The sequence below is a fragment of the Mixta mediterraneensis genome (genome assembly GCF_014946725.1).
Taxonomy (GTDB): Bacteria; Pseudomonadota; Gammaproteobacteria; order Enterobacterales; family Enterobacteriaceae; genus Pantoea; species Pantoea mediterraneensis.
This window is the reverse complement of the sequence record NZ_JACFXY010000010.1, coordinates 81,759-100,771: the sequence shown is the minus strand read 5'-3', so window position 1 is coordinate 100,771 and position 19,013 is coordinate 81,759. Positions and strand designations below refer to the sequence as shown.

The 19,013-nt window shown below is 52.8% G+C and carries 13 protein-coding genes and 2 pseudogenes; 8 read left to right on the top strand and 7 right to left on the bottom strand.

The features are described from left to right. Window positions 1–124: 124 nt before the first annotated feature. Both cytR and priA read right to left on the bottom strand, forming a co-directional pair. Complete coding sequence (gene cytR, locus H2P46_RS17075; RefSeq protein ID WP_193406099.1) at window positions 125–1,162, bottom strand: DNA-binding transcriptional regulator CytR; 1,038 nt, start codon at window positions 1,160–1,162, stop codon at window positions 125–127. A gap of 165 nt (window positions 1,163–1,327) precedes the next feature. Then, window positions 1,328–3,523, bottom strand: coding sequence for a primosomal protein N' (gene priA, locus H2P46_RS17070; RefSeq protein WP_193406098.1), 2,196 nt, complete (start codon window positions 3,521–3,523; stop codon window positions 1,328–1,330). Window positions 3,524–3,748: 225 nt separating this feature from the next. Here priA and rpmE point away from each other — a divergent pair, with 225 nt between their 5' ends. Beyond that, the gene (rpmE, locus tag H2P46_RS17065) at window positions 3,749–3,964 is read left to right on the top strand and encodes a 50S ribosomal protein L31 (RefSeq protein ID WP_193406097.1); all 216 of its coding nucleotides are present in this window, start codon (window positions 3,749–3,751) and stop codon (window positions 3,962–3,964) included. Between the two features lie 77 nt (window positions 3,965–4,041). On the opposite strand, the gene metJ is transcribed toward rpmE, so the two are convergent. Further along, entirely contained in the window at window positions 4,042–4,359 is a 318-nt protein-coding gene (metJ, locus tag H2P46_RS17060; protein WP_193406096.1) for a met regulon transcriptional regulator MetJ, read from the bottom strand. Window positions 4,360–4,633: 274 nt separating this feature from the next. On the opposite strand from metJ, the gene metB reads away from it, so the two are divergent. The 3 genes from metB (at window position 4,634) to metF (ending at window position 9,339) form a co-directional block, all read left to right on the top strand. Beyond that, entirely contained in the window at window positions 4,634–5,794 is a 1,161-nt protein-coding gene (metB, locus tag H2P46_RS17055; RefSeq protein ID WP_193406095.1) for a cystathionine gamma-synthase, read from the top strand. Between the two features lie 2 nt (window positions 5,795–5,796). Further along, the gene (locus H2P46_RS17050; protein ID WP_193406094.1) at window positions 5,797–8,232 is read left to right on the top strand and encodes a bifunctional aspartate kinase/homoserine dehydrogenase II; all 2,436 of its coding nucleotides are present in this window, start codon (window positions 5,797–5,799) and stop codon (window positions 8,230–8,232) included. Window positions 8,233–8,442: 210 nt separating this feature from the next. Then, window positions 8,443–9,339: a methylenetetrahydrofolate reductase gene (metF, locus tag H2P46_RS17045; protein ID WP_193406093.1), complete on the top strand. Its 897-nt coding sequence runs from the start codon at window positions 8,443–8,445 to the stop codon at window positions 9,337–9,339. Window positions 9,340–9,456: 117 nt separating this feature from the next. Here metF and H2P46_RS17040 read toward each other — a convergent pair. The 4 genes and pseudogenes from H2P46_RS17040 to argE form a co-directional block, all read right to left on the bottom strand. Further along, a pseudogene (locus tag H2P46_RS17040) lies at window positions 9,457–10,395 on the bottom strand (phosphoenolpyruvate carboxylase); the annotation flags it as partial. A 15-nt stretch (window positions 10,396–10,410) separates the two neighbouring features. Then, window positions 10,411–11,108, bottom strand: a protein-coding gene (locus H2P46_RS17035) for an IS1 family transposase (protein WP_239952247.1) whose coding sequence is annotated in 2 segments (ribosomal slippage) — window positions 10,411–10,859 and window positions 10,859–11,108 — 699 coding nt in all. Because the reading frame shifts where the segments join, the coding sequence is not laid out codon by codon here. Between the two features lie 45 nt (window positions 11,109–11,153). Beyond that, a pseudogene (locus H2P46_RS17030) lies at window positions 11,154–12,884 on the bottom strand (phosphoenolpyruvate carboxylase); the annotation flags it as partial. A 243-nt stretch (window positions 12,885–13,127) separates the two neighbouring features. Continuing rightward, window positions 13,128–14,276, bottom strand: a complete 1,149-nt coding sequence (argE, locus tag H2P46_RS17025; protein WP_193406092.1) for an acetylornithine deacetylase — start codon at window positions 14,274–14,276, stop codon at window positions 13,128–13,130. 167 nt (window positions 14,277–14,443) lie between these two features. On the opposite strand from argE, the gene argC reads away from it, so the two are divergent. The 4 genes from argC to argH all read left to right on the top strand — a co-directional run bounded on the left by argC (window position 14,444) and on the right by argH (window position 18,949). Next, complete coding sequence (gene argC / locus H2P46_RS17020) at window positions 14,444–15,448, top strand: N-acetyl-gamma-glutamyl-phosphate reductase (RefSeq protein ID WP_193406091.1); 1,005 nt, start codon at window positions 14,444–14,446, stop codon at window positions 15,446–15,448. An 18-nt stretch (window positions 15,449–15,466) separates the two neighbouring features. Continuing rightward, on the top strand, window positions 15,467–16,243 hold the full coding sequence (gene argB, locus H2P46_RS17015; protein ID WP_193406090.1) for an acetylglutamate kinase: 777 nt from the start codon (window positions 15,467–15,469) through the stop codon (window positions 16,241–16,243). A gap of 24 nt (window positions 16,244–16,267) precedes the next feature. Then, window positions 16,268–17,485: an argininosuccinate synthase gene (locus tag H2P46_RS17010; protein WP_193406089.1), complete on the top strand. Its 1,218-nt coding sequence runs from the start codon at window positions 16,268–16,270 to the stop codon at window positions 17,483–17,485. 90 nt (window positions 17,486–17,575) lie between these two features. After that, on the top strand, window positions 17,576–18,949 hold the full coding sequence (gene argH, locus H2P46_RS17005) for an argininosuccinate lyase (protein ID WP_193406088.1): 1,374 nt from the start codon (window positions 17,576–17,578) through the stop codon (window positions 18,947–18,949). Window positions 18,950–19,013: the final 64 nt, after the last annotated feature.

Below are 19,013 nucleotides of genomic sequence, written 5' to 3'. Positions count from 1 at the left end.
CCAAATGGGCGATTTTACTGCTGTTAATCGGCCCGGTAAGGAGTCCGCCATGTTACTTAAGGGCCGGTGCTTTGACCAGCAGTGTTCGCCTTAAGAATTTACTGAAAAAAGTAGAAAGTTACGTCTATTTTTCACGTTTTTTGCATGGCGCGGTGCTGCCTCGTACCGCCAGCTCAGCATCTAGCAGGCGTGAGCCATTATTTACCCGCTGACCCTGTAACTCATCAAGCAACAGCAGCATTGCTTCCCGGCCAATCTGATAACGCGGCTGTGTCACCGTTGTCAGCGGCGGCTCGCAATAGCGCGACAGTTCAATGTCATCAAAGCCCACGACTGAAAGATCTTCCGGGACGCGAAGCCCCATGCGTTTTGCCTGCTTTATCGCGCCGAGCGCGATAATATCGCTGTGACAAAACAGGGCGCGCGGAGGTTGCGGCAGCGCCAGTAGCTGCTTCAGTGCCGCCACGCCCGCTTCAAACGTAAAGTTGCCACGTACGATATAAGTCGGATCAATCGCCAATCCGCTACGGCGCATCGCCTGAAGGTAACCCTGCAGACGATACTGGCACAGCGGCATGGTTTCAGGCCCGGCAATACAGGCAATCTGTGTATGACCCAGCTGAAGCAGATGATTAACCGCTTCGAAGGATGCGGTTAAATTATCAATATGTACCGTTGGCAAAGCCATCTCAGGCGCAAATTCATTGGCCATCACCATTGGCGGCAGGTTGCGTTGTTCATCAACACTGGCATCAAAGGGTAATTGTGAACCGAGCAACACCATGCCATCAACCTGGCGCGCCAGCATCATGTTCATGAAGGTCTTTTCTTGCTGATTTTGATGCGCACAGTCGCCAATGAGTACCAGGTAACCTTCCTGCGCTGCGGTCACTTCGACGCCACGAATGATCTCACTGAAAAAGGGATCACAAATATCGGGTACGATAATCAGAATAGTTTGTGTCTCACCCCGGCGGCCGTTGCGTGATAAACCATGCGGCGCATAGCCGACAGCAACGACAGCGCGCTCAACTTTCTGTCGGGTTGCGGCAGAGACTTTTTCCGGATTCATTAGCGCACGAGAAACGGTTGCGGTCGAGACGCCCGCTTTTTCCGCCACATCTTTCATGGTAGTGGCGGGCTGTTGTTGATTCTGCTCCAACACTGACTCCTGACGCGTTATTCACGTTCGAATGTTTATTTGGTCTGACCTGAAAGCAGGCCGGTCAGTATTGTTAACGATCGCCCGGCAAGGTTGTTACTTAATTTGCATAAAAATTGTGACTTATGCGACTTTTTTCGATCTGGCTCGCACTCTTGCTGCAACTTAGCTTTCTGTTGGATCAATATCCAGCGTCCATTTCACCTTACGTGCAGTCGGCAGGGTGGAGACCAGGGGTAATGAACTGCTAAGTAAGTGTTGTAAACGCTTACGTGATGGATGTTGCACCAATAGCTGCCAACGCCAGCGTCCGCTACGCTTGGGTTGCAGGGCAGGTAGCGGACCCATTAACCACATCGATTTGTCATTGAGCGGGCTGACTTCCAGCAGATTTCGCAACTGTTGCAGAAATTCGGCAGCCTGCTGGTTATCATGATCTTCCGCACGAAACAGCGCATGGCTGGTCCATGGCGGTAAAAACACCGCTTGTCGTTCCAGCAGCGTTTGCTGAGCAAAAGCAAAATAGCCCTGATGCAGCAATATTTGCAGCAATGGATGTTCAGGATGATGGGTTTGCAGCAGCACTTCGCCCTGTTTGCCTGCACGACCCGCACGTCCGGCAACCTGGGTATATAGCTGCGCAAAGCGTTCTGCTGCGCGGAAATCTGCTGAAAATAGTGCGCCATCCACATCCAGTAACGCTACCAGTGTCACATCTGGAAAGTGGTGACCTTTTGCCAGCATTTGCGTACCAACCAGTATACGGGCGCCGCCACGATGTACATCGGCCAGATGTTGTTCCAGTGCGCCTTTACGGCTGGTGGTGTCACGATCGATACGCGAAACGGCAACACCGGGAAACAGCGTACCGAGATGCTGTTCGAGCTGCTCCGTTCCGACGCCAACCGGCAATAAATGAGTTGAACCGCATTGTGGACACTGGTTTGGTAGCGGACGCTGGCTGTCGCAGTGATGGCATCGTAGCTGACGCTGATGCTGATGTAGCGTGTAATAACGATCGCAGCGCTGACACTCAGCTATCCAGCCGCAATCATGACAGAGCAGGGCGGGTGAGAAACCGCGTCGATTCAGAAACAGCAGAACTTGATTGTTCGCCTGCAGATGCTGACGCATTTTGCCAATCAGCGCAGGCGCAAGACCGCCAGTCAGCTGTACGCCTTTTAAATCAATCAGCTGCTGTAGCGCGGGTTTAGCATTACCGGCACGTTTCGTCAGATCGAGCTGGCGATATTTGCCATTACGCACGTTATGCAGCGTTTCCAGCGCAGGTGTCGCTGACCCCATCACAACCGGAATATCCTCTTCATGTGCGCGGAACACTGCTAAATCGCGGGCCTGGTAGCGCCAGCCTTCCTGCTGCTTGTACGAACTGTCATGCTCTTCATCAATGATGATGACGCCAGGCCGCGCCAGCGGCGTGAAAAGCGCCGAACGTGTACCAATCACAATCGCCGTTTCGCCACGGCGTGCACGCAGCCAGACTGCCAGACGTTCGCTGTCATTCAGCGCGGAATGCAACACATCAACTGGCGCGTCAAAACGTTCACGAAAGCGGGCGATGGTCTGTGGTGTTAAACCAATTTCCGGCACCAGGACCAGCGCCTGTTTGCCACGCGCCAGCACATTTTCCAGCACGCTAAGATAGACTTCAGTTTTGCCAGAACCCGTAATACCTGCCAGCAGCCAGGCGGCGTAATGTTCATCTTCGCCACGTATCGCACCAACCGCGGTAGCCTGATCGGTATTCAGTCGCAGACGTTCGCCTTTAACAGCAAAGCTGTCGCGCCAGTCATGCCTCGGCGGTAAATGCGCATGCAGGTCGCACAAACCTTTCGTACGCAGCGACTGCATCACGGCATCGGTTAAATCATGGGACGTTACCTGATGGCGATACAGCGGCTTTTGCCGCAATGCAGCCAGCGCTTGCTGTTGCTTCGGGGCGCGCTTCAGGCTTTCGGGAGCGGTAGCACGTCCCTGTTCGGTGATTTGCCATTGCCACAAGGGGGTTTCCTGGGCGGCTTTGCCCTGACGCAGCAGAACCGGCAGCGCATGACTTAACACTTCGCCAGGCGGAGAATGGTAATAATCTGCGGCCCAGTTCAGGATGCGCCATAGCGAGGGCGGGAACAGCGATTCGCTATCCAGCACCTCATTGATCTTTTTGAGTTGTGTTTCCGGCAGATCGCTGGTTTCTCGCCAGGCGACGACGATGCCGATCATCTTCCGGTTGCCAAACGGCACGCTCACACGCCCACCGATGACCGGCTGCGTACCCAGCGGCGGCAGATAGTCAAACAGGCGAGGTAAAGGAACGGGCAGGGCAACCTGAACAACGGGCATGGCAATCTCTTTCCGGTTCAATGATCGGGAAACGTAGTGTACACGCTACACGTTTAAGCGGATATATCAGGCCATATTTGCAGCAGGGCGAAAATACCTGTATAATTTGCCGCCTTCGATGAGAAAGAGCTTGTCGGAGTACACCATTAATGTTTAACAGCGTGTGGTACCGTGCGGGATTGCTTCCTGGCGCGGAGAGCGACACGGCCTTATATGAGGTTTCCCATGAAACAAGGTATTCACCCAAAATACGAAGCAGTGACCATTAACTGTACTTGCGGTAACGTGATTCATACGCGTTCTACGCTGACTCACGAACTGAACCTGGACGTTTGCGGTCAGTGCCACCCGTTCTACACCGGTAAGCAGCGTGAAGTTGCAACTGGTGGCCGTGTTGACCGCTTTAACAAGCGTTTCAGCCTGCCGGGCAGCAAAAAATAAGATTACGGCATTCGAATCGAACCGGTTCGACAGCAAGAAAAACCCAGCTTCGGCTGGGTTTTTTTATGCCTGACGATTTAGTATTCCCAGGTATCGGGGTCAATGCCCATATCGCGCATGATCTTTTTTGCTTCTTCTGGAATTTCATCACTGCGTTCTTTGCGCAGATCCACATCATCTGGCAGCGGTTGCCCAGTAAAGGCATGTAAGAAGGCTTCGCACAGCAGTTCACTATTAGTGGCGTGACGCAGGTTATTCACCTGACGACGGGTACGTTCATCCGTTAAAATTTTTAGCACGCTCAACGGGATAGAAACTGTGATCTTTTTAACCTGCTCGCTCTTTTTACCGTGCTCAGCGTACGGGCTGATATATTTGCCGTTCCATTCAGCCATGGTTTACCTTAATCAATAAAAGTTAAATGTTAGGAAATCAGAGGATTATGCCTGATCTTTTAGCGCCTGACCCCTTAAATGGCGGGTTTTTCTCCGTTCAAAGTCGCATATACACAATCCTGAACGTCAGGCGATGACGCATAATTTTAGCGGGTATTGCGTTTTTGCTCAATCTATACGCAAAGACATTTAGATGTCCAGATGTATTGACGTCTAATTGCGGAGTGTTATCCTGTTGCCTTCTTAATTTCACTCTTCAGGAACAGTTAGCACCATGACGCGTAAACAGGCAACCATCGCAGTTCGCAGCGGTTTGAATGATGACGAGCAATATGGCTGCGTTGTCCCACCCATTCACCTTTCCAGCACGTATAACTTTATTGATTTTAACGAGCCGCGTGCTCACGACTATTCGCGTCGTGGTAATCCAACCCGTGACGTAGTGCAGCGTGCATTGGCCGAGCTGGAAGGAGGAGCGGGGGCGGTATTAACCAATACCGGCATGTCAGCGATTCATCTGGTGACAACGGTGTTCCTGAAGCCTGGCGATCTGCTCGTCGCGCCACATGACTGTTACGGTGGCAGCTATCGCCTGTTTGATAGCCTGAGCAGGCGCGGCGCTTATCGCGTAAAATTTGTCGATCAAGGTGACAAAGCGGCATTGCAGGCAGCGCTTGATGAAAAGCCGAAGCTGGTGCTGGTGGAAAGCCCCAGCAACCCATTGCTACGCGTGGTTGATATTGCCGCTATTTGCGAAGCCGCTCGCGCAGCCGGGGCAATCAGCGTGGTCGATAACACCTTCCTCAGCCCGGCGTTGCAAAATCCACTGGCGCTGGGTGCCGATTTAGTCGTCCACTCCTGCACTAAATACCTTAATGGGCATTCAGATGTCGTGGCGGGTGCGGTCATTGCTAAGGATCCTCAGCTGGCCACCGATCTCGCCTGGTGGGCCAACAATATTGGCGTGACCGGCGCGGCATTTGACAGTTATTTATTGTTGCGTGGTCTGCGCACCTTATCGCCGCGCATCAACGCTGCCCAGCGCAACGCCCTGGCAATAGTCGATTACCTAAAGCAACAGACGTTAGTGAAAAAGCTGTATCATCCTTCACTGCCCGAAAACGCCGGACATGAGCACGCGGTACGTCAGCAGCGCGGTTTTGGCGCAATGTTAAGCTTTGAAATTGATGGAGACGAAGCTTTACTGCGCCGTTTCCTGAAAGCACTACGGCTGTTTACGCTCGCAGAATCACTGGGCGGCGTAGAAAGTTTAATTTCTCATACTGCAACCATGACGCATGCGGGCATGTCAGCCGAGGCGCGGGCCGCAGCGGGCATCTCCGAAACGTTACTGCGGGTTTCTGTAGGTATTGAAGATCACGAAGATTTAATTGCCGATTTGGATAATGCATTCCGGGTCGCTGCCGAGGGTTAATAATGACGATTTCAGCAGGCGCAGGAACGCCGAACAGCAAGCAGTTGCACAAATTTGGTGGCAGTAGTCTGGCGGATGCTCGCTGCTATCAGCGCGTGTCCAGCATTATGGCAGGCTACAGCCAGCCGAGTGATATAATGGTGGTTTCTGCCGCTGGATCGACGACTAACCAGCTGATCAGCTGGTTAAAGCTCAGCCATAGCGATCGCCTTTCGGCGCATCAAGTGCAACAGGCTTTACGACGCTATCAAAGCGAACTGATTAGCGCGCTGCTTCCTGCTGAAATGGCTGAACGTTTAATTGAGCAGTTTATCCGCGATTTGGAAAAACTGGCCGCACTGCTGGATGGTAATATTACTGAAGCCGTGTATGCCGAGGTGGTGGGTCACGGCGAAGTCTGGTCAGCACGCCTGATGGCCGCGGTTTTAAGCCAGAATGACATTGACGCCTGCTGGCTGGATGCCCGCGACTTTTTGCGTGCCGAGCGAGCAGCACAACCGCAGGTAGATGAAGGGAAATCGTGGCCGCTGCTGCAAACCTTGCTGGCGCAGCATCCGCATAAGCGTGTGGTGGTGACCGGATTTATCTGTCGTAACGATGCCGGTGAAACCGTGCTGCTGGGCCGTAATGGCTCCGATTACTCTGCAACCCAAATTGGCGCGTTGGCGAGTGTAAGTCGCGTCACCATCTGGAGCGATGTGGCCGGTGTTTACAGCGCTGACCCACGCAAGGTCTCTGATGCCTGCCTGCTGCCGCTGTTGCGTCTCGACGAGGCCAGCGAGCTGGCGCGCCTTGCTGCGCCGGTATTACATACCCGCACGCTACAGCCCGTTTCCGGCAGCGATATTGACCTTCAGTTGCGCTGTAGCTACCAGCCAGAACAAGGCTCAACGCGTATTGAGCGCGTGCTGGCCTCTGGCACCGGTGCGCGTATTGTCACCAGCCATGACGATGTATGCCTGATTGAGATTCAGCTACCGGAACAACATGATTTTGCCCTTCTGCAGAAAGAGATCGAACTGCTGTTGAAGCGTGCGCAGCTACGTCCGCTGGCGGTTGGTGTGCATCCCGATCGGCAGTTATTGCAGCTTTGCTATACCTCTGAAGTGGTTAACAGCGCTTTCACGCTGCTCCAGGATGCCGGTTTGCCGGGGCATTTGCAGTTACGTGATGGGCTAGCCCTGGTCGCTTTGGTTGGGGCAGGCGTTACCCGTAATCCGTTGCATACTCACCGTTTCTGGCAGCAGCTAAAAGATCAGCCAGTTGAGTTTGTCTGGCAGTCGGAAGATCATATCAGCGTGGTTGCGGTATTACGCGTGGGCCCTACTCAACATTTGATCCAGGGCCTGCATCAGTCACTGTTCCGGGCGGAAAAACGTATTGGCCTGATTTTGTTTGGTAAAGGTAATATCGGTTCACGCTGGCTGGAACTGTTCGCACGCGAACAGGAAACGCTGTCGGCACGCACGGGGTTTGAATTTGTTTTAGCGGGCGTAGCGGATAGCCAGCGCAGCCTGCTGAATTATGAAGGGGTTGATGCCCGCCGTGCGCTCGCCTTCTTTGACGATGAGGCTGAAAAGCGCGACGAAGAATCCCTGTTCCTGTGGTTGCGTGCGCACCCGTTTGACGATCTGGTGGTGTTGGATGTTACCGCTAGCGCACCGCTGGCTCAGCAGTATCTTGATTTTGCCAGCCACGGTTTCCACGTCATTAGCGCGAATAAAGTGGCTGGCGCATCCGACAGCCAGACCTGGCGTCAGATCCGTGATGCGTTCACTAAAACAGGCCGCCACTGGCTTTATAACGCCACAGTCGGCGCTGGCTTACCGATTAATTATACGGTGCGCGATCTGCGCGACAGCGGCGACACCATATTGTCAATCAGCGGTATCTTCTCAGGCACGTTATCGTGGTTATTTCTGCAATTTGACGGTACGGCGCCTTTCACCGAGCTGGTGGATCAGGCATGGCAGCAAGGCTTAACCGAACCTGATCCGCGCGTTGATCTGTCTGGTCAGGACGTAATGCGTAAGCTGGTAATTCTGGCGCGTGAAGCAGGATATAACATCGAGCCGGATCAGGTACGGGTTGAGTCATTAGTCCCCCATAACTGTGAAGAAGGCTCAATCGACCATTTCTTCGAGAATGGCGATGCGTTAAACAAGCAGATGTTGCAGCGTTTTGAAGCGGCACAGGAGATGGGGTTAGTGCTGCGCTATGTGGCGCGCTTTGATGCTAACGGCAAAGCGCGCGTGGGTGTAGAAGCGGTGCGACCGACGCACCCGCTGGCCTCGCTGCTGCCGTGTGATAACGTGTTCGCCATTGAAAGTCGTTGGTATCGCGATAATCCACTGGTGATCCGGGGGCCGGGGGCCGGGCGCGATGTCACCGCAGGCGCAATTCAGTCAGATATTAACCGTCTCGCCCAGCTATTATAATTTTTCAGGCGGGCGCGTTTATCGCCTGCCTTTTTCTTATTTCTCGCCGCATGTTGAATTTTATTCACGTTCCCTGAAGATTTGTCACTTTTCTGGTTCATTTTTAAGTTGACGCTGCGCGAGGAATCGTTCATTTTGAGCATCTGGACGTCTAAACGTATGGATGTTCGCAGGGCGACAGTTAACCGATGTGATCGATGAGGTAGCAGGATGAGTTTCTTTCATGCCAATCAGCGCGAAGCGCTAAATCAAAGCCTGGCAGAGCTGAACGGGCAAATTAATGTCTCTTTTGAATTCTTTCCGCCTCGTACCAGCGAAATGGAAGACACACTGTGGAGTTCAATCGATCGCCTGAGTAGCCTGAAGCCCAAATTCGTTTCGGTAACCTATGGTGCCAATTCGGGCGAGCGCGATCGTACCCACAGCATTATTAAAGGCATCAAAGATCGCACCGGTTTAGAGGCGGCACCGCACCTGACCTGCATTGACGCCACGCGTGGTGAGTTACGTACCATTGCGCAGGATTACTGGAACAATGGCATTCGTCATATTGTGGCGTTGCGTGGCGATCTGCCAGCGGGCAGCGGCAAACCAGAAATGTACGGCTGCGATTTAGTCTCGCTGCTGAAAGAAGTGGGTGATTTCGATATTTCAGTCGCGGCTTATCCTGAAGTGCATCCTGAAGCCAAAAGCGCGCAGGCTGATTTAATTAACCTGAAGCGTAAAATTGATGCCGGTGCTAATCGCGCAATTACTCAATTCTTCTTTGACGTTGAAAGCTATTTACGTTTTCGCGATCGCTGCGTATCAGCAGGCATTGACGTTGAAATCATACCGGGCATTTTACCGGTATCTAACTTTAAGCAGCTACAACGCTTCGCTACCATGACCAATGTGCGTGTTCCTGGCTGGATGAGCGCGATGTTTGAAGGGCTGGATGATGATGCGGAAACACGCAAAATGGTCGGCGCGAATATCGCCATGGACATGGTGAAAATTCTTTCTCGCGAAGGCGTTAAAGATTTCCACTTCTATACGCTGAACCGCGCTGAAATGAGTTACGCCATCTGTCATACCCTGGGGGTACGACCGGCTGTGGCGGTGTAATTCTTCTTCTTATAAAAAAGCCGGGCAATTTATCGATTGCCCGGCTTTTTTTGTCTTCCATTTCGGTTGATTAGAAAGCCGCTATGTACATCACTGTATCCAGCGGCTCGTTCTACATTAACCGGTATTGCGCATGCCTGCCGCCACGCCTGCAATAGTAACCATTAGCGCTTGTTCCACACGCGCATCCGGTTCGTCACCGCGCGTTTCCTGAGCACGTGAACGATGCAACAGTTCAGCCTGAAGAACGTTGAGCGGATCGGTGTAGACGTTGCGCAGCGCAATTGATTCGGCGATCCAGGGCTGGTCAGCCATCAGATGTGCGTCGTTGGCAATGGTCAGCACCGCTTTAATATCCAAATCAAGCTGGTCGCGCAGCTGCTTGCCCAGTGGCCACAGTGATTTATCAACCAGACGTTGATCGTAATATTCCGCCAGCCACAGGTCGGCTTTCGAAAACACCATTTCCAGCATGCCGAGGCGAGTCGAGAAGAAAGGCCAGTCGCGGCACATCGCTTCAAGCTGATCCTGATGGCCCGCTTCCATCGCCTGTTGCAGCGCCGCACCGGCGCCCAGCCAGGCTGGCAACATTAAGCGGTTCTGCGTCCAGGCGAAAATCCACGGAATTGCACGCAGCGACTCAACGCCACCGGTGGGACGGCGTTTCGCCGGACGCGAACCGAGCGGCAATTTACCCAGTTCCTGCTCTGGTGTTGCCGAACGAAAATAGGGTACGAAATCTGGATTTTCACGTACGTAACCGCGATACATTGCACATGAATCTGCGGACAGCTGATTCATAATGTTGCGCCACTCCGTTTTTGGCTCTGGCGGCGGCATCAGGTTAGCTTCCAGGATGGCACCGGTGTACAGCGAAAGGCTGGCAATAGTGACTTCTGGCAAACCGTATTTAAAGCGGATCATCTCGCCTTGTTCGGTAACACGCAGGCCGCCTTTCAGGCTGCCTGGCGGTTGTGACAGCAGCGCGGCGTGTGCGGGTGCACCGCCACGACCAATAGTGCCGCCACGTCCATGGAACAGGGTCAGCGAAATTCCGGTAATGACTCCAACTTACTGATAGTGTTTTATGTTCAGATAATGTCCGATGACCTTGTCATGCAGCTCCACCGATTTTGAGAACGACAGTGACTTCCGTCCCAGCCTTGCCAGATGTTGTCTCAGATTCAGGTTATGTCGCTCAATGCGCTGAGTGTAACGCTTGCTGATAACGTGCAGCTTTCCCTTCAGGCGTGATTCATACAGCGGCCAGCCATCCGTCATCCATACCACGACCTCAAAGGCCGACAGCAGGCTCAGAAGACGCTCCAGTGTGGCCAGAGTGCGTTCACCGAAGACGTGTGCCACAACCGTCCTCCGTATCCTGTCATACGCGTAAAACAGCCAGCGCTGACGTGATTTAGCACCGACGTAGCCCCACTGTTCGTCCATTTCAGCGCAGACAATCACATCACTGCCCGGTTGTATGCGCGAGGTTACCGACTGCGGCCTGAGTTTTTTAAGTGACGTAAAACCGTGTTGAGGCCAATGCCCATAATGCGTGCACTGGCGCGACATCCGACGCCATTCATGGCCATATCAATGATTGTCTGGTGCGTACCGGGCTGAGAGGCGGTGTAAGTGAACTGTAGTTGCCATGTTTTACGGCAATGAGAGCAGAGATAGCGCTGATGTCCGGCAGTGCTTTTGCCGTTACGCACCACGCCTTCAGTAGCGGAGCAGGAAGGACATCTGATGGAAATGGAAGCCACGCAAGCACCTCAAAATCACCATCATACACTAAATCAGTAAGTTGGGAGCATTACCGAAATTCCTGCTTTCTCGCAGGTTTTGATTAGAGCGTCTTGCGCCTGATACTGCGCCCAGCTGGCAGCCATCACACCGGCATCTTTTGCCGAGTCTGAGTAGCCAATCATGACCATTTGCTTGCCCTGAATAAAACCGCGATACCAGTCGATGCTAAGCAATTGGCTCATTACATCATTGGCGTTGTTCAGGTCATCCAGCGTTTCAAACAGCGGGGCAACTGGCATCGCGAAGTTAATACCCGCTTCTTTTAACAGAAGGTGTACAGCCAGTACGTCAGAGGGCGTTTTCGCCATTGAGATAACATAGGCCGCAATAGAACCCTGAGGAGCTTCAGCCGCAACGCGACAGGTTTCCAGGACTTCGCGCGTCTCATCGCCTGGCTCCCAGTTACGTGGCAGCAGGGGACGTTTAGAGTTCAGTTCGCGGATCAGGAACGCCTGCTTATCGGCTTCAGACCAGCTTTCATAGTCGCCAAGACCAAGGTAGCGCGTAACTTCCGCAATGGCTTCAGTATGACGGGTGCTTTCCTGACGCAGATCGATGCGTACCAGCGGGACGCCAAAGCATTTTACGCGGCGCAGCGTATCCAGCAGTTGGCCGTTGGCGATAATGCCCATACCGCATTGCTGAAGCGACTGATAAATAGCATAAAGCGGCTGCCACAGCTGATCGTTGGAGACCAGCAAATCAGCCGGTCGTGGCAGACGTTCTCCTTTCAGGCGGCGCTCGAGAAAGGATTGCGTAGACATTAACTGGCTGCGGATACGCTTCAGGATCATGCGATACGGTTCAATCGCTTCTGGATCGCCACACAGTTCACGCACTTCATCGCTACATTCCGACATCGACAGTTCTGAAATCAGCACGCCAATATCACGCAGGAACAGGTCGGTCGCTTTCCAGCGGCTTAGCTGCATGGCATGACGCGTAATAGAGGCAGTCACGTTCGGGTTGCCGTCGCGATCGCCGCCCATCCACGAGGTAAATTGCACCGGTACGAAATCAACCGGCAGTTTAATACCGAAAGATTCTTCAACCTGTTCATTCAGTTCACGCAAAAATGCGGGCACGCCTTCCCATAAGCTGTTCTCAACCACCGCAAAGCCCCATTTGGCTTCATCAATAGGGGTTGGGCGATATTTACGGATCTCATCAGTGTGCCACGCTTGTGCCACCAATTGGCGTAAACGACGCATGATTTGATTGCGTTCGTAATCGGAAATATCGCTGTGATCGAGCTGCTTCAGACAGCTGTTCACTTCAACCAGCTTATGGATCAGCGTGCGGCGGGTGATTTCAGTGGGATGCGCGGTCAAAACCAGCTCCAGCGACAACGATTCAATCGCTTGACGGATGGCGCTTTCGCTGATGCCACGCTGCTGCTTAAGGTTTTCGAAGGTTTTTTTCAATAGCTCCGGGTGATTCGCCCCCTCGCCATTGTGAGAAATGGTTTGATACTGTTCAGCCACGTTGGTGAGATTAAGGAACTGGCTAAACGCACGAGCCACCGGCAAAAGTTCATCGTTAGACAAGTTTTGCAGCGTGTTCAGCAGTTCCTTACGATGAGTGTCATTTCCTGCACGAGATGACTTGGACAGTTTACGGATGGTTTCCAGCCGATCGAGGATGTTCTCTCCAAGCGCATCCTTAATCGTATCCCCGAGCAGTTTGCCGAGCATACTGACATTACTTCGCATTGCGGAATATTGTTCGTTCATTGGACCCTGACACCCTTATCGTCTTTTAACTTATATACCCACCGGGCATAACATCGTCTTTTATCTAGCCACGTTATGTTCCGTTCGTCAATTGACTTGAAGCGTCCTGAACGTGTCGCTAAATGACGGAAATTCATAGAATTTAACGGAAGCAAAGCGGGATAAGTTATTCTTATTGGTAAATCCCGCAGAATGACCGGGCATTTTACTGGTAATGCAGTTAAATGCCCCATTTGCTGTTAATCAGAGGCAGAAATGGCGTACGACCTGACTGATAAGTTCGCGAGTTGGCTTGATAAATGCCGTATCGATAAATTCATCTGCCTGGTGTGCCTGATTAATGGATCCTGGGCCTAAAACCAGGGTTGGGCACAATTGCTGGATAAAAGGCGCTTCGGTGCAATAGTTCACTATCTCTGTCGGCATACCCAGCAGTTTTTCCACTACTTTTACCAGCTCATGATTGGCGGGACATTCGTAACCCGGAATCGGTGGATGCAGTTCACTGACGGTAATACGGCCCGGCCAGGCTGCACTCACCGGTGCCAGCGCTTCGTTGAGTAATTCATCTAAATCGCTCAGTGACAGTCCCGGCAGCGGGCGAATATCCATATGCAATTCACAGCAGGCGCAAATGCGATTCGCCGCATCACCGCCATGAATATGACCAAAGTTCATGGTTGGATAAGGGATAGCGAACCCATCATGGTGATAACGCTCTTTCAATGTATTACGCAGCTGCATTAAATGCCCGATCGCGTCGTGCATCAGTTCAATGGCATTGATGCCCCGTGACGGATCGCTGGAGTGGCCAGACTGGCCCTGAATGCGAATCGCATTTGACAGGTGGCCTTTGTGCGCACGCACCGGTTTAAGGGATGTTGGCTCGCCAATAATGGCACAATCCGGGCGCAGCTGAGTCGATTCAGAAAAGTACTTAGCGCCTGCCATAGTAGTTTCTTCATCAGCGGTCGCCAGGATGTAAAGCGGTTTGCTCAGCGTTGTTACATCAACATCGCGTAGCGTGTCGAGAATGAAAGCAAAGAAACCTTTCATATCGGCAGTGCCTAAACCGTACAGTTTGTTGTCGTGCTCGGTCAGCGTGAACGGATCGCGCGTCCAGCGACCTTCATCAAACGGAACGGTATCGGTGTGACCGGCGAGCAGCAGGCCACCAGCGCCGCTTCCGGTGCGGGCCAGCATGTTAAATTTATGACGCGTACCGGGCACCGGCTGCACTTCAATGCTGAAGCCCAGGTCGCGAAACCAGCCAGCCAGTAAATTGATTAAAGTTTCATTACTCTGGTCCAGCGAGGCATCGGTTGCACTGATTGACGGCGTGGCGATTAGCTGGCGGTAGAGTTCGATAAAAGGCGGTAATTTTGACTTCACTGTTGACGGTCCTTGAGTTAGGATGTATCAATATTCATGCATTAATAGTGAATAAAAATACATAAAAGTCGTTTGCCTGGGAACCTAAGTTTTCTGCAAACGACACCATGGGCAACGGGGCAAGGCCGCGACCCGGAACGTGTGACTGTAATAAGGTATACAGCCTGATGTTGAATACACTGATCGTGGGTGCCAGTGGTTACGCTGGTGTAGAGCTTGCCACCTTCCTGAATCGCCATCCACATATGAACATAACCGCTTTGGCGGTTTCAGCGCAAAGCCCGGATGCCGGTAAGCGTTTATCTGACCTGCCCCCCCAGCTGAAAGGCGTGGTGGATCTGCCGCTGCAACCGCTGAGCAGTGCCGCTGAATGGGCAGATAAAGTCGATGTTGTGTTTCTGGCAACCGCTCACGAAGTTAGCCACGATCTGGCGCCGGAATTTCTGAAAGCCGGCTGCGTCGTTTTCGATTTGTCAGGCGCTTTCCGCGTTAATGATGGCGAGTTTTATACCCAGTACTACGGATTTACGCATCAGCACGGAGACTGGCTGGATAAAGCTGTGTACGGCCTTGCTGAGTTCCAGCATGAAAAAATTAAAGAAGCGCAGCTGGTAGCCGTACCTGGATGCTACCCAACCGCATCACAACTGGCATTGAAACCCCTGGTAGATGCGGGCCTGCTGAATGAAGCGCAATGGCCCGTGATCAACGCAACCAGTGGTGTAAGCGGCGCAGGGCGTAAAGCTAACGTTGGCACCAGCTTCTACGAAGTGAGCCTGCAACCCTACGGCATCTTCACGCATCGCCATCATCCAGAAATCGTGGCGCATCTTGGTACGCCGGTGATTTTCACTCCGCATCTTGGTAGCTTTCCGCGTGGTATTCTGGCAACTATCACCTGCCGCCTGAAAGCTGGCATTAGCCGGGAAGATGTCGCCAAAGCCTTCCATCATGCTTATCACGACAAACCGCTGGTACGTGTTTACGATCAAGGCGTTCCGGCATTGAAAGCGGTGGTTGGCCTGCCGTATTGTGATATTGGATTTGCGGTACAGGGCGAGCACCTGATTGTCGTGGCGGCAGAAGACAATTTGCTGAAAGGTGCAGCGTCGCAAGCGGTGCAGTGTATGAATATTCGTTTTGGTTTCTCTGAAACGCAGTCACTGATTTAACGGACGAGTAAGTTAACCATGACCAATCCTTTAATTATCAAGCTTGGCGGCGTACTGCTGGACAGCGAAGAAGCGCTGTCCCGGTTGTTTGACGCGCTACTGGCCTATCGCGCAGCACATCAGCGCTCGCTGATTATCGTTCACGGCGGTGGCTGCCTGGTAGACGAATTAATGAAAAAACTGGCGCTGCCGGTGAAGAAAAAGGGTGGCCTGCGCATTACGCCAGCCGATCAAATCGACATCATTACCGGTGCGCTGGCGGGAACAGCCAACAAAACGCTGCTGGCATGGGCGAGAAAATATGGCATCAACGCGGTTGGCCTGTGTCTTGGCGATGCTGGGTTGGTGAACGTGGCGCAGTTTGATGAAGAACTCGGCCATGTTGGCAATGCTACGCCGGGTAATCCAGCGTTGATTAATACGTTGCTGGACGCCGGATACATGCCCGTGATCAGCTCAATCGGGATCACCGATAGCGGTGAGTTGATGAATGTTAACGCCGACCAGGCCGCAACAGCGCTGGCTTCAACTATCGGTGCTGATTTAGTCTTGTTGTCGGATGTCAGCGGTATTCTGGATGGTAAAGGTCAGCGCATTGAAGAAATGACTGCAGATAAAGCCGAACAGTTAATTGCTCAGGGCATCATTACGGATGGCATGATTGTTAAAGTGCACGCGGCGCTAGATGCCGCTCGCACCCTGGGCCGCCCGGTGGATATTGCCAGCTGGCGCCACGCTGAGCAGCTCCCAACCCTTTTTAACGGCGTGTCGATTGGCACCCGGATTCTCGCTTAACGACTCTGATTCAAGGATTACGACATGCAAACGCAAGGCATCAAAAAAATCGTTCTGGCTTACTCTGGCGGCCTTGATACTTCTGCCATCATTCCATGGCTGAAAGAAAACTATGGCGGATGTGAAGTTGTCGCGTTCGTGGCAGATATTGGCCAGGAACGTAGCGATTTGGACGGCGTTGAGAAGAAAGCGCTACAGTCTGGTGCCTCAGAGTGTCACGTGGTTGATCTGCGTGAAGAATTTATCAGTGATTATGTCTATCCAGTGCTGCAAACCGGTGCGCTGTATGAAGGAACGTATCTGCTGGGCACTTCTATGGCGCGTCCTATCATCGCTAAAGCGCAGGTTGAACTGGCGCTGAAAGTGGGCGCTGATGCGCTGTGCCACGGCGCGACCGGTAAAGGTAACGATCAGGTACGTTTTGAAACTACCTACACCGCGCTGGCGCCGCAGCTGAAAGTGGTAGCGCCATGGCGTGAATGGGATCTGCGTTCACGTGAAGCGCTGCTGGATTATCTGAAAGAGCGCGACATCCCGACCACCGCATCGCTGGAAAAAATTTACAGCCGTGACGAAAATGCATGGCACATTTCTACTGAAGGCGGAGTGCTGGAAAGCCCAGCGAACGCACCGAACAAAGACTGCTGGGTGTGGACCGTTGACCCGCTGGACGCGCCTGATCAGCCTGAAAATGTTACTGTGACCGTAGAAAAAGGTCGCGTAGTCGCGGTAAACGGCGAAAAACTGAGCCCGTTCCAGTGCCTGGAAAAACTTAACGTAATCGGCGCTAAACACGGCGTAGGTCGTATTGATATTGTGGAAAATCGCCTGGTGGGCATTAAGTCGCGCGGTTGTTACGAAACCCCAGGCGGCACCATTATGATCAATGCGCTGCGTGCGGTTGAGCAGCTGGTTTTGGATCGCGACAGCTTTAAGTGGCGTGAGCAGCTGGGCCATGAAATGGCTTATGTTGTTTATGATGGCCGCTGGTTTGCGCCGCTGCGTAAATCTATCCAGGCCGCCGCTGAGTCGCTGGCTGAAGACGTGAATGGTGAAGTTGTCCTGCAGCTGTATAAAGGCCAGGCTACGGCTACGCAGAAACGCTCTGCGAACAGCCTGTATTCAGAAGAATTTGCGACCTTCGGTGAAGATGAAGTCTACGATCATCGCCATGCGGGCGGCTTTATCCGTCTGTTCTCGCTCTCGTCACGCATTCGTGCGCTGAACGAGCAGAAGAAGTAATTCGCAGGCGAGGTGCGCCTCGCCTCATAGCATAACCACAGGGCGGCATTTATGCCGCCCTTCGTTTAACGATTTGAAGGAGATTTTCACATGGCACTTTGGGGTGGACGGTTTACCCAGGCAGCAGATCAACGTTTCAAACAGTTCAACGATTCGCTGCGCTTTGATTATCGCCTGGCGGAGCAGGATATTGTCGGCTCAATCGCCTGGTCCAAAGCGTTAGTGACAGTGAATGTGCTGAATAGCGATGAACAGCAACAGCTGGAAGCTGCACTGAATGCATTGCTGGAAGAGGTACGTGCCAGTCCTGAACAGATTTTACAAAGCGATGCCGAAGACATTCATAGCTGGGTTGAAGGTCAGCTAATCGAGAAAGTCGGTGCGCTGGGTAAAAAACTGCACACTGGCCGCAGTCGTAACGACCAGGTCGCTACCGATTTAAAGCTGTGGTGCAAAATGCAGGTGGAAGCCTTGCTGGGTGCCACGCGTGAACTGCAACAGGCGTTGGTAGTAACGGCAGAAGTCAACCAGGACGCGGTGATGCCGGGTTATACCCATTTACAGCGTGCGCAGCCGGTAACGTTTGCACACTGGTGTCTGGCGTATGTGGAAATGCTGGCTCGCGATGAAAGCCGTTTGCAGGATACGCTGAAGCGTCTGGATGTTAGTCCGCTGGGCTGCGGCGCGCTGGCCGGAACAGCGTATGAAATCGATCGGCAACAGCTGGCGGGTTGGTTAGGTTTTGCCTCAGCGACACGTAACAGCCTGGATACCGTTTCCGATCGCGATCATGTACTTGAGCTGTTGTCTGATGCTGCAATTGGTATGGTGCATCTATCGCGCTTTGCTGAAGATATGATTTTCTTTAACACCGGCGAAGCAGGTTTTATTGAGCTGGCAGACAAAGTCACCTCTGGCTCATCTTTAATGCCACAGAAGAAAAATCCGGATGCGCTGGAGTTAATTCGGGGTAAGTGTGGCCGCGTACAAGGTGCATTGACCGGCATGATGATGACGCTGAAAGGCCTGCCGCTGGCGTACAATAAAGATATGCAGGAAGACAAGGAAGGGCTGTTCGATGCGCTGGATACCTGGCTCGACTGCCTGCACATGTCTGTGCTGGTGCTTGATGGTATTCAGGTGAAGCGTCCGCACTGTCAGGAGGCTGCTGAGCAAGGTTACGCAAACTCTACTGAGCTGGCAGATTATCTGGTCGCTAAAGGTGTACCGTTCCGGGAAGCGCACCATATTGTTGGTGAAGCGGTCGTGGAAGCGATCAAACAAGGCGTAGCGCTGGAAGCGTTGTCGCTGGCGCAGCTGAAGCAGTTTAGTACGGCGATTGAAGAGGATGTGTATCCGACTCTGGCGCTCCAGTCCTGCCTCGACAAACGTAACGCCCAGGGTGGCGTATCACCGCAGCAGGTGGCGTATGCCATTACTGAAGCGAAGCAGCGTTTAGCGTAAATTGCAGATAAAAAAAGCGGGCACAGAAAATGCCCGCTAACCTCTAACTTCAGAATTGTCGCTA

Bases quoted from the DNA above. Each gene is read 5' to 3' on its own strand.
- priA (WP_193406098.1), bottom strand. From the start codon at position 3,523: ATGCCCGTTGTTCAGGTTGCCCTGCCCGTTCCTTTACCTCGCCTGTTT.
- argH (WP_193406088.1), top strand. From the start codon at position 17,576: ATGGCACTTTGGGGTGGACGGTTTACCCAGGCAGCAGATCAACGTTTC.
- metJ (WP_193406096.1), bottom strand. From the start codon at position 4,359: ATGGCTGAATGGAACGGCAAATATATCAGCCCGTACGCTGAGCACGGT.
- H2P46_RS17050 (WP_193406094.1), top strand. From the start codon at position 5,797: ATGACGATTTCAGCAGGCGCAGGAACGCCGAACAGCAAGCAGTTGCAC.
- argC (WP_193406091.1), top strand. From the start codon at position 14,444: ATGTTGAATACACTGATCGTGGGTGCCAGTGGTTACGCTGGTGTAGAG.
- H2P46_RS17010 (WP_193406089.1), top strand. From the start codon at position 16,268: ATGCAAACGCAAGGCATCAAAAAAATCGTTCTGGCTTACTCTGGCGGC.
- metB (WP_193406095.1), top strand. From the start codon at position 4,634: ATGACGCGTAAACAGGCAACCATCGCAGTTCGCAGCGGTTTGAATGAT.
- metF (WP_193406093.1), top strand. From the start codon at position 8,443: ATGAGTTTCTTTCATGCCAATCAGCGCGAAGCGCTAAATCAAAGCCTG.
- argB (WP_193406090.1), top strand. From the start codon at position 15,467: ATGACCAATCCTTTAATTATCAAGCTTGGCGGCGTACTGCTGGACAGC.
- rpmE (WP_193406097.1), top strand. From the start codon at position 3,749: ATGAAACAAGGTATTCACCCAAAATACGAAGCAGTGACCATTAACTGT.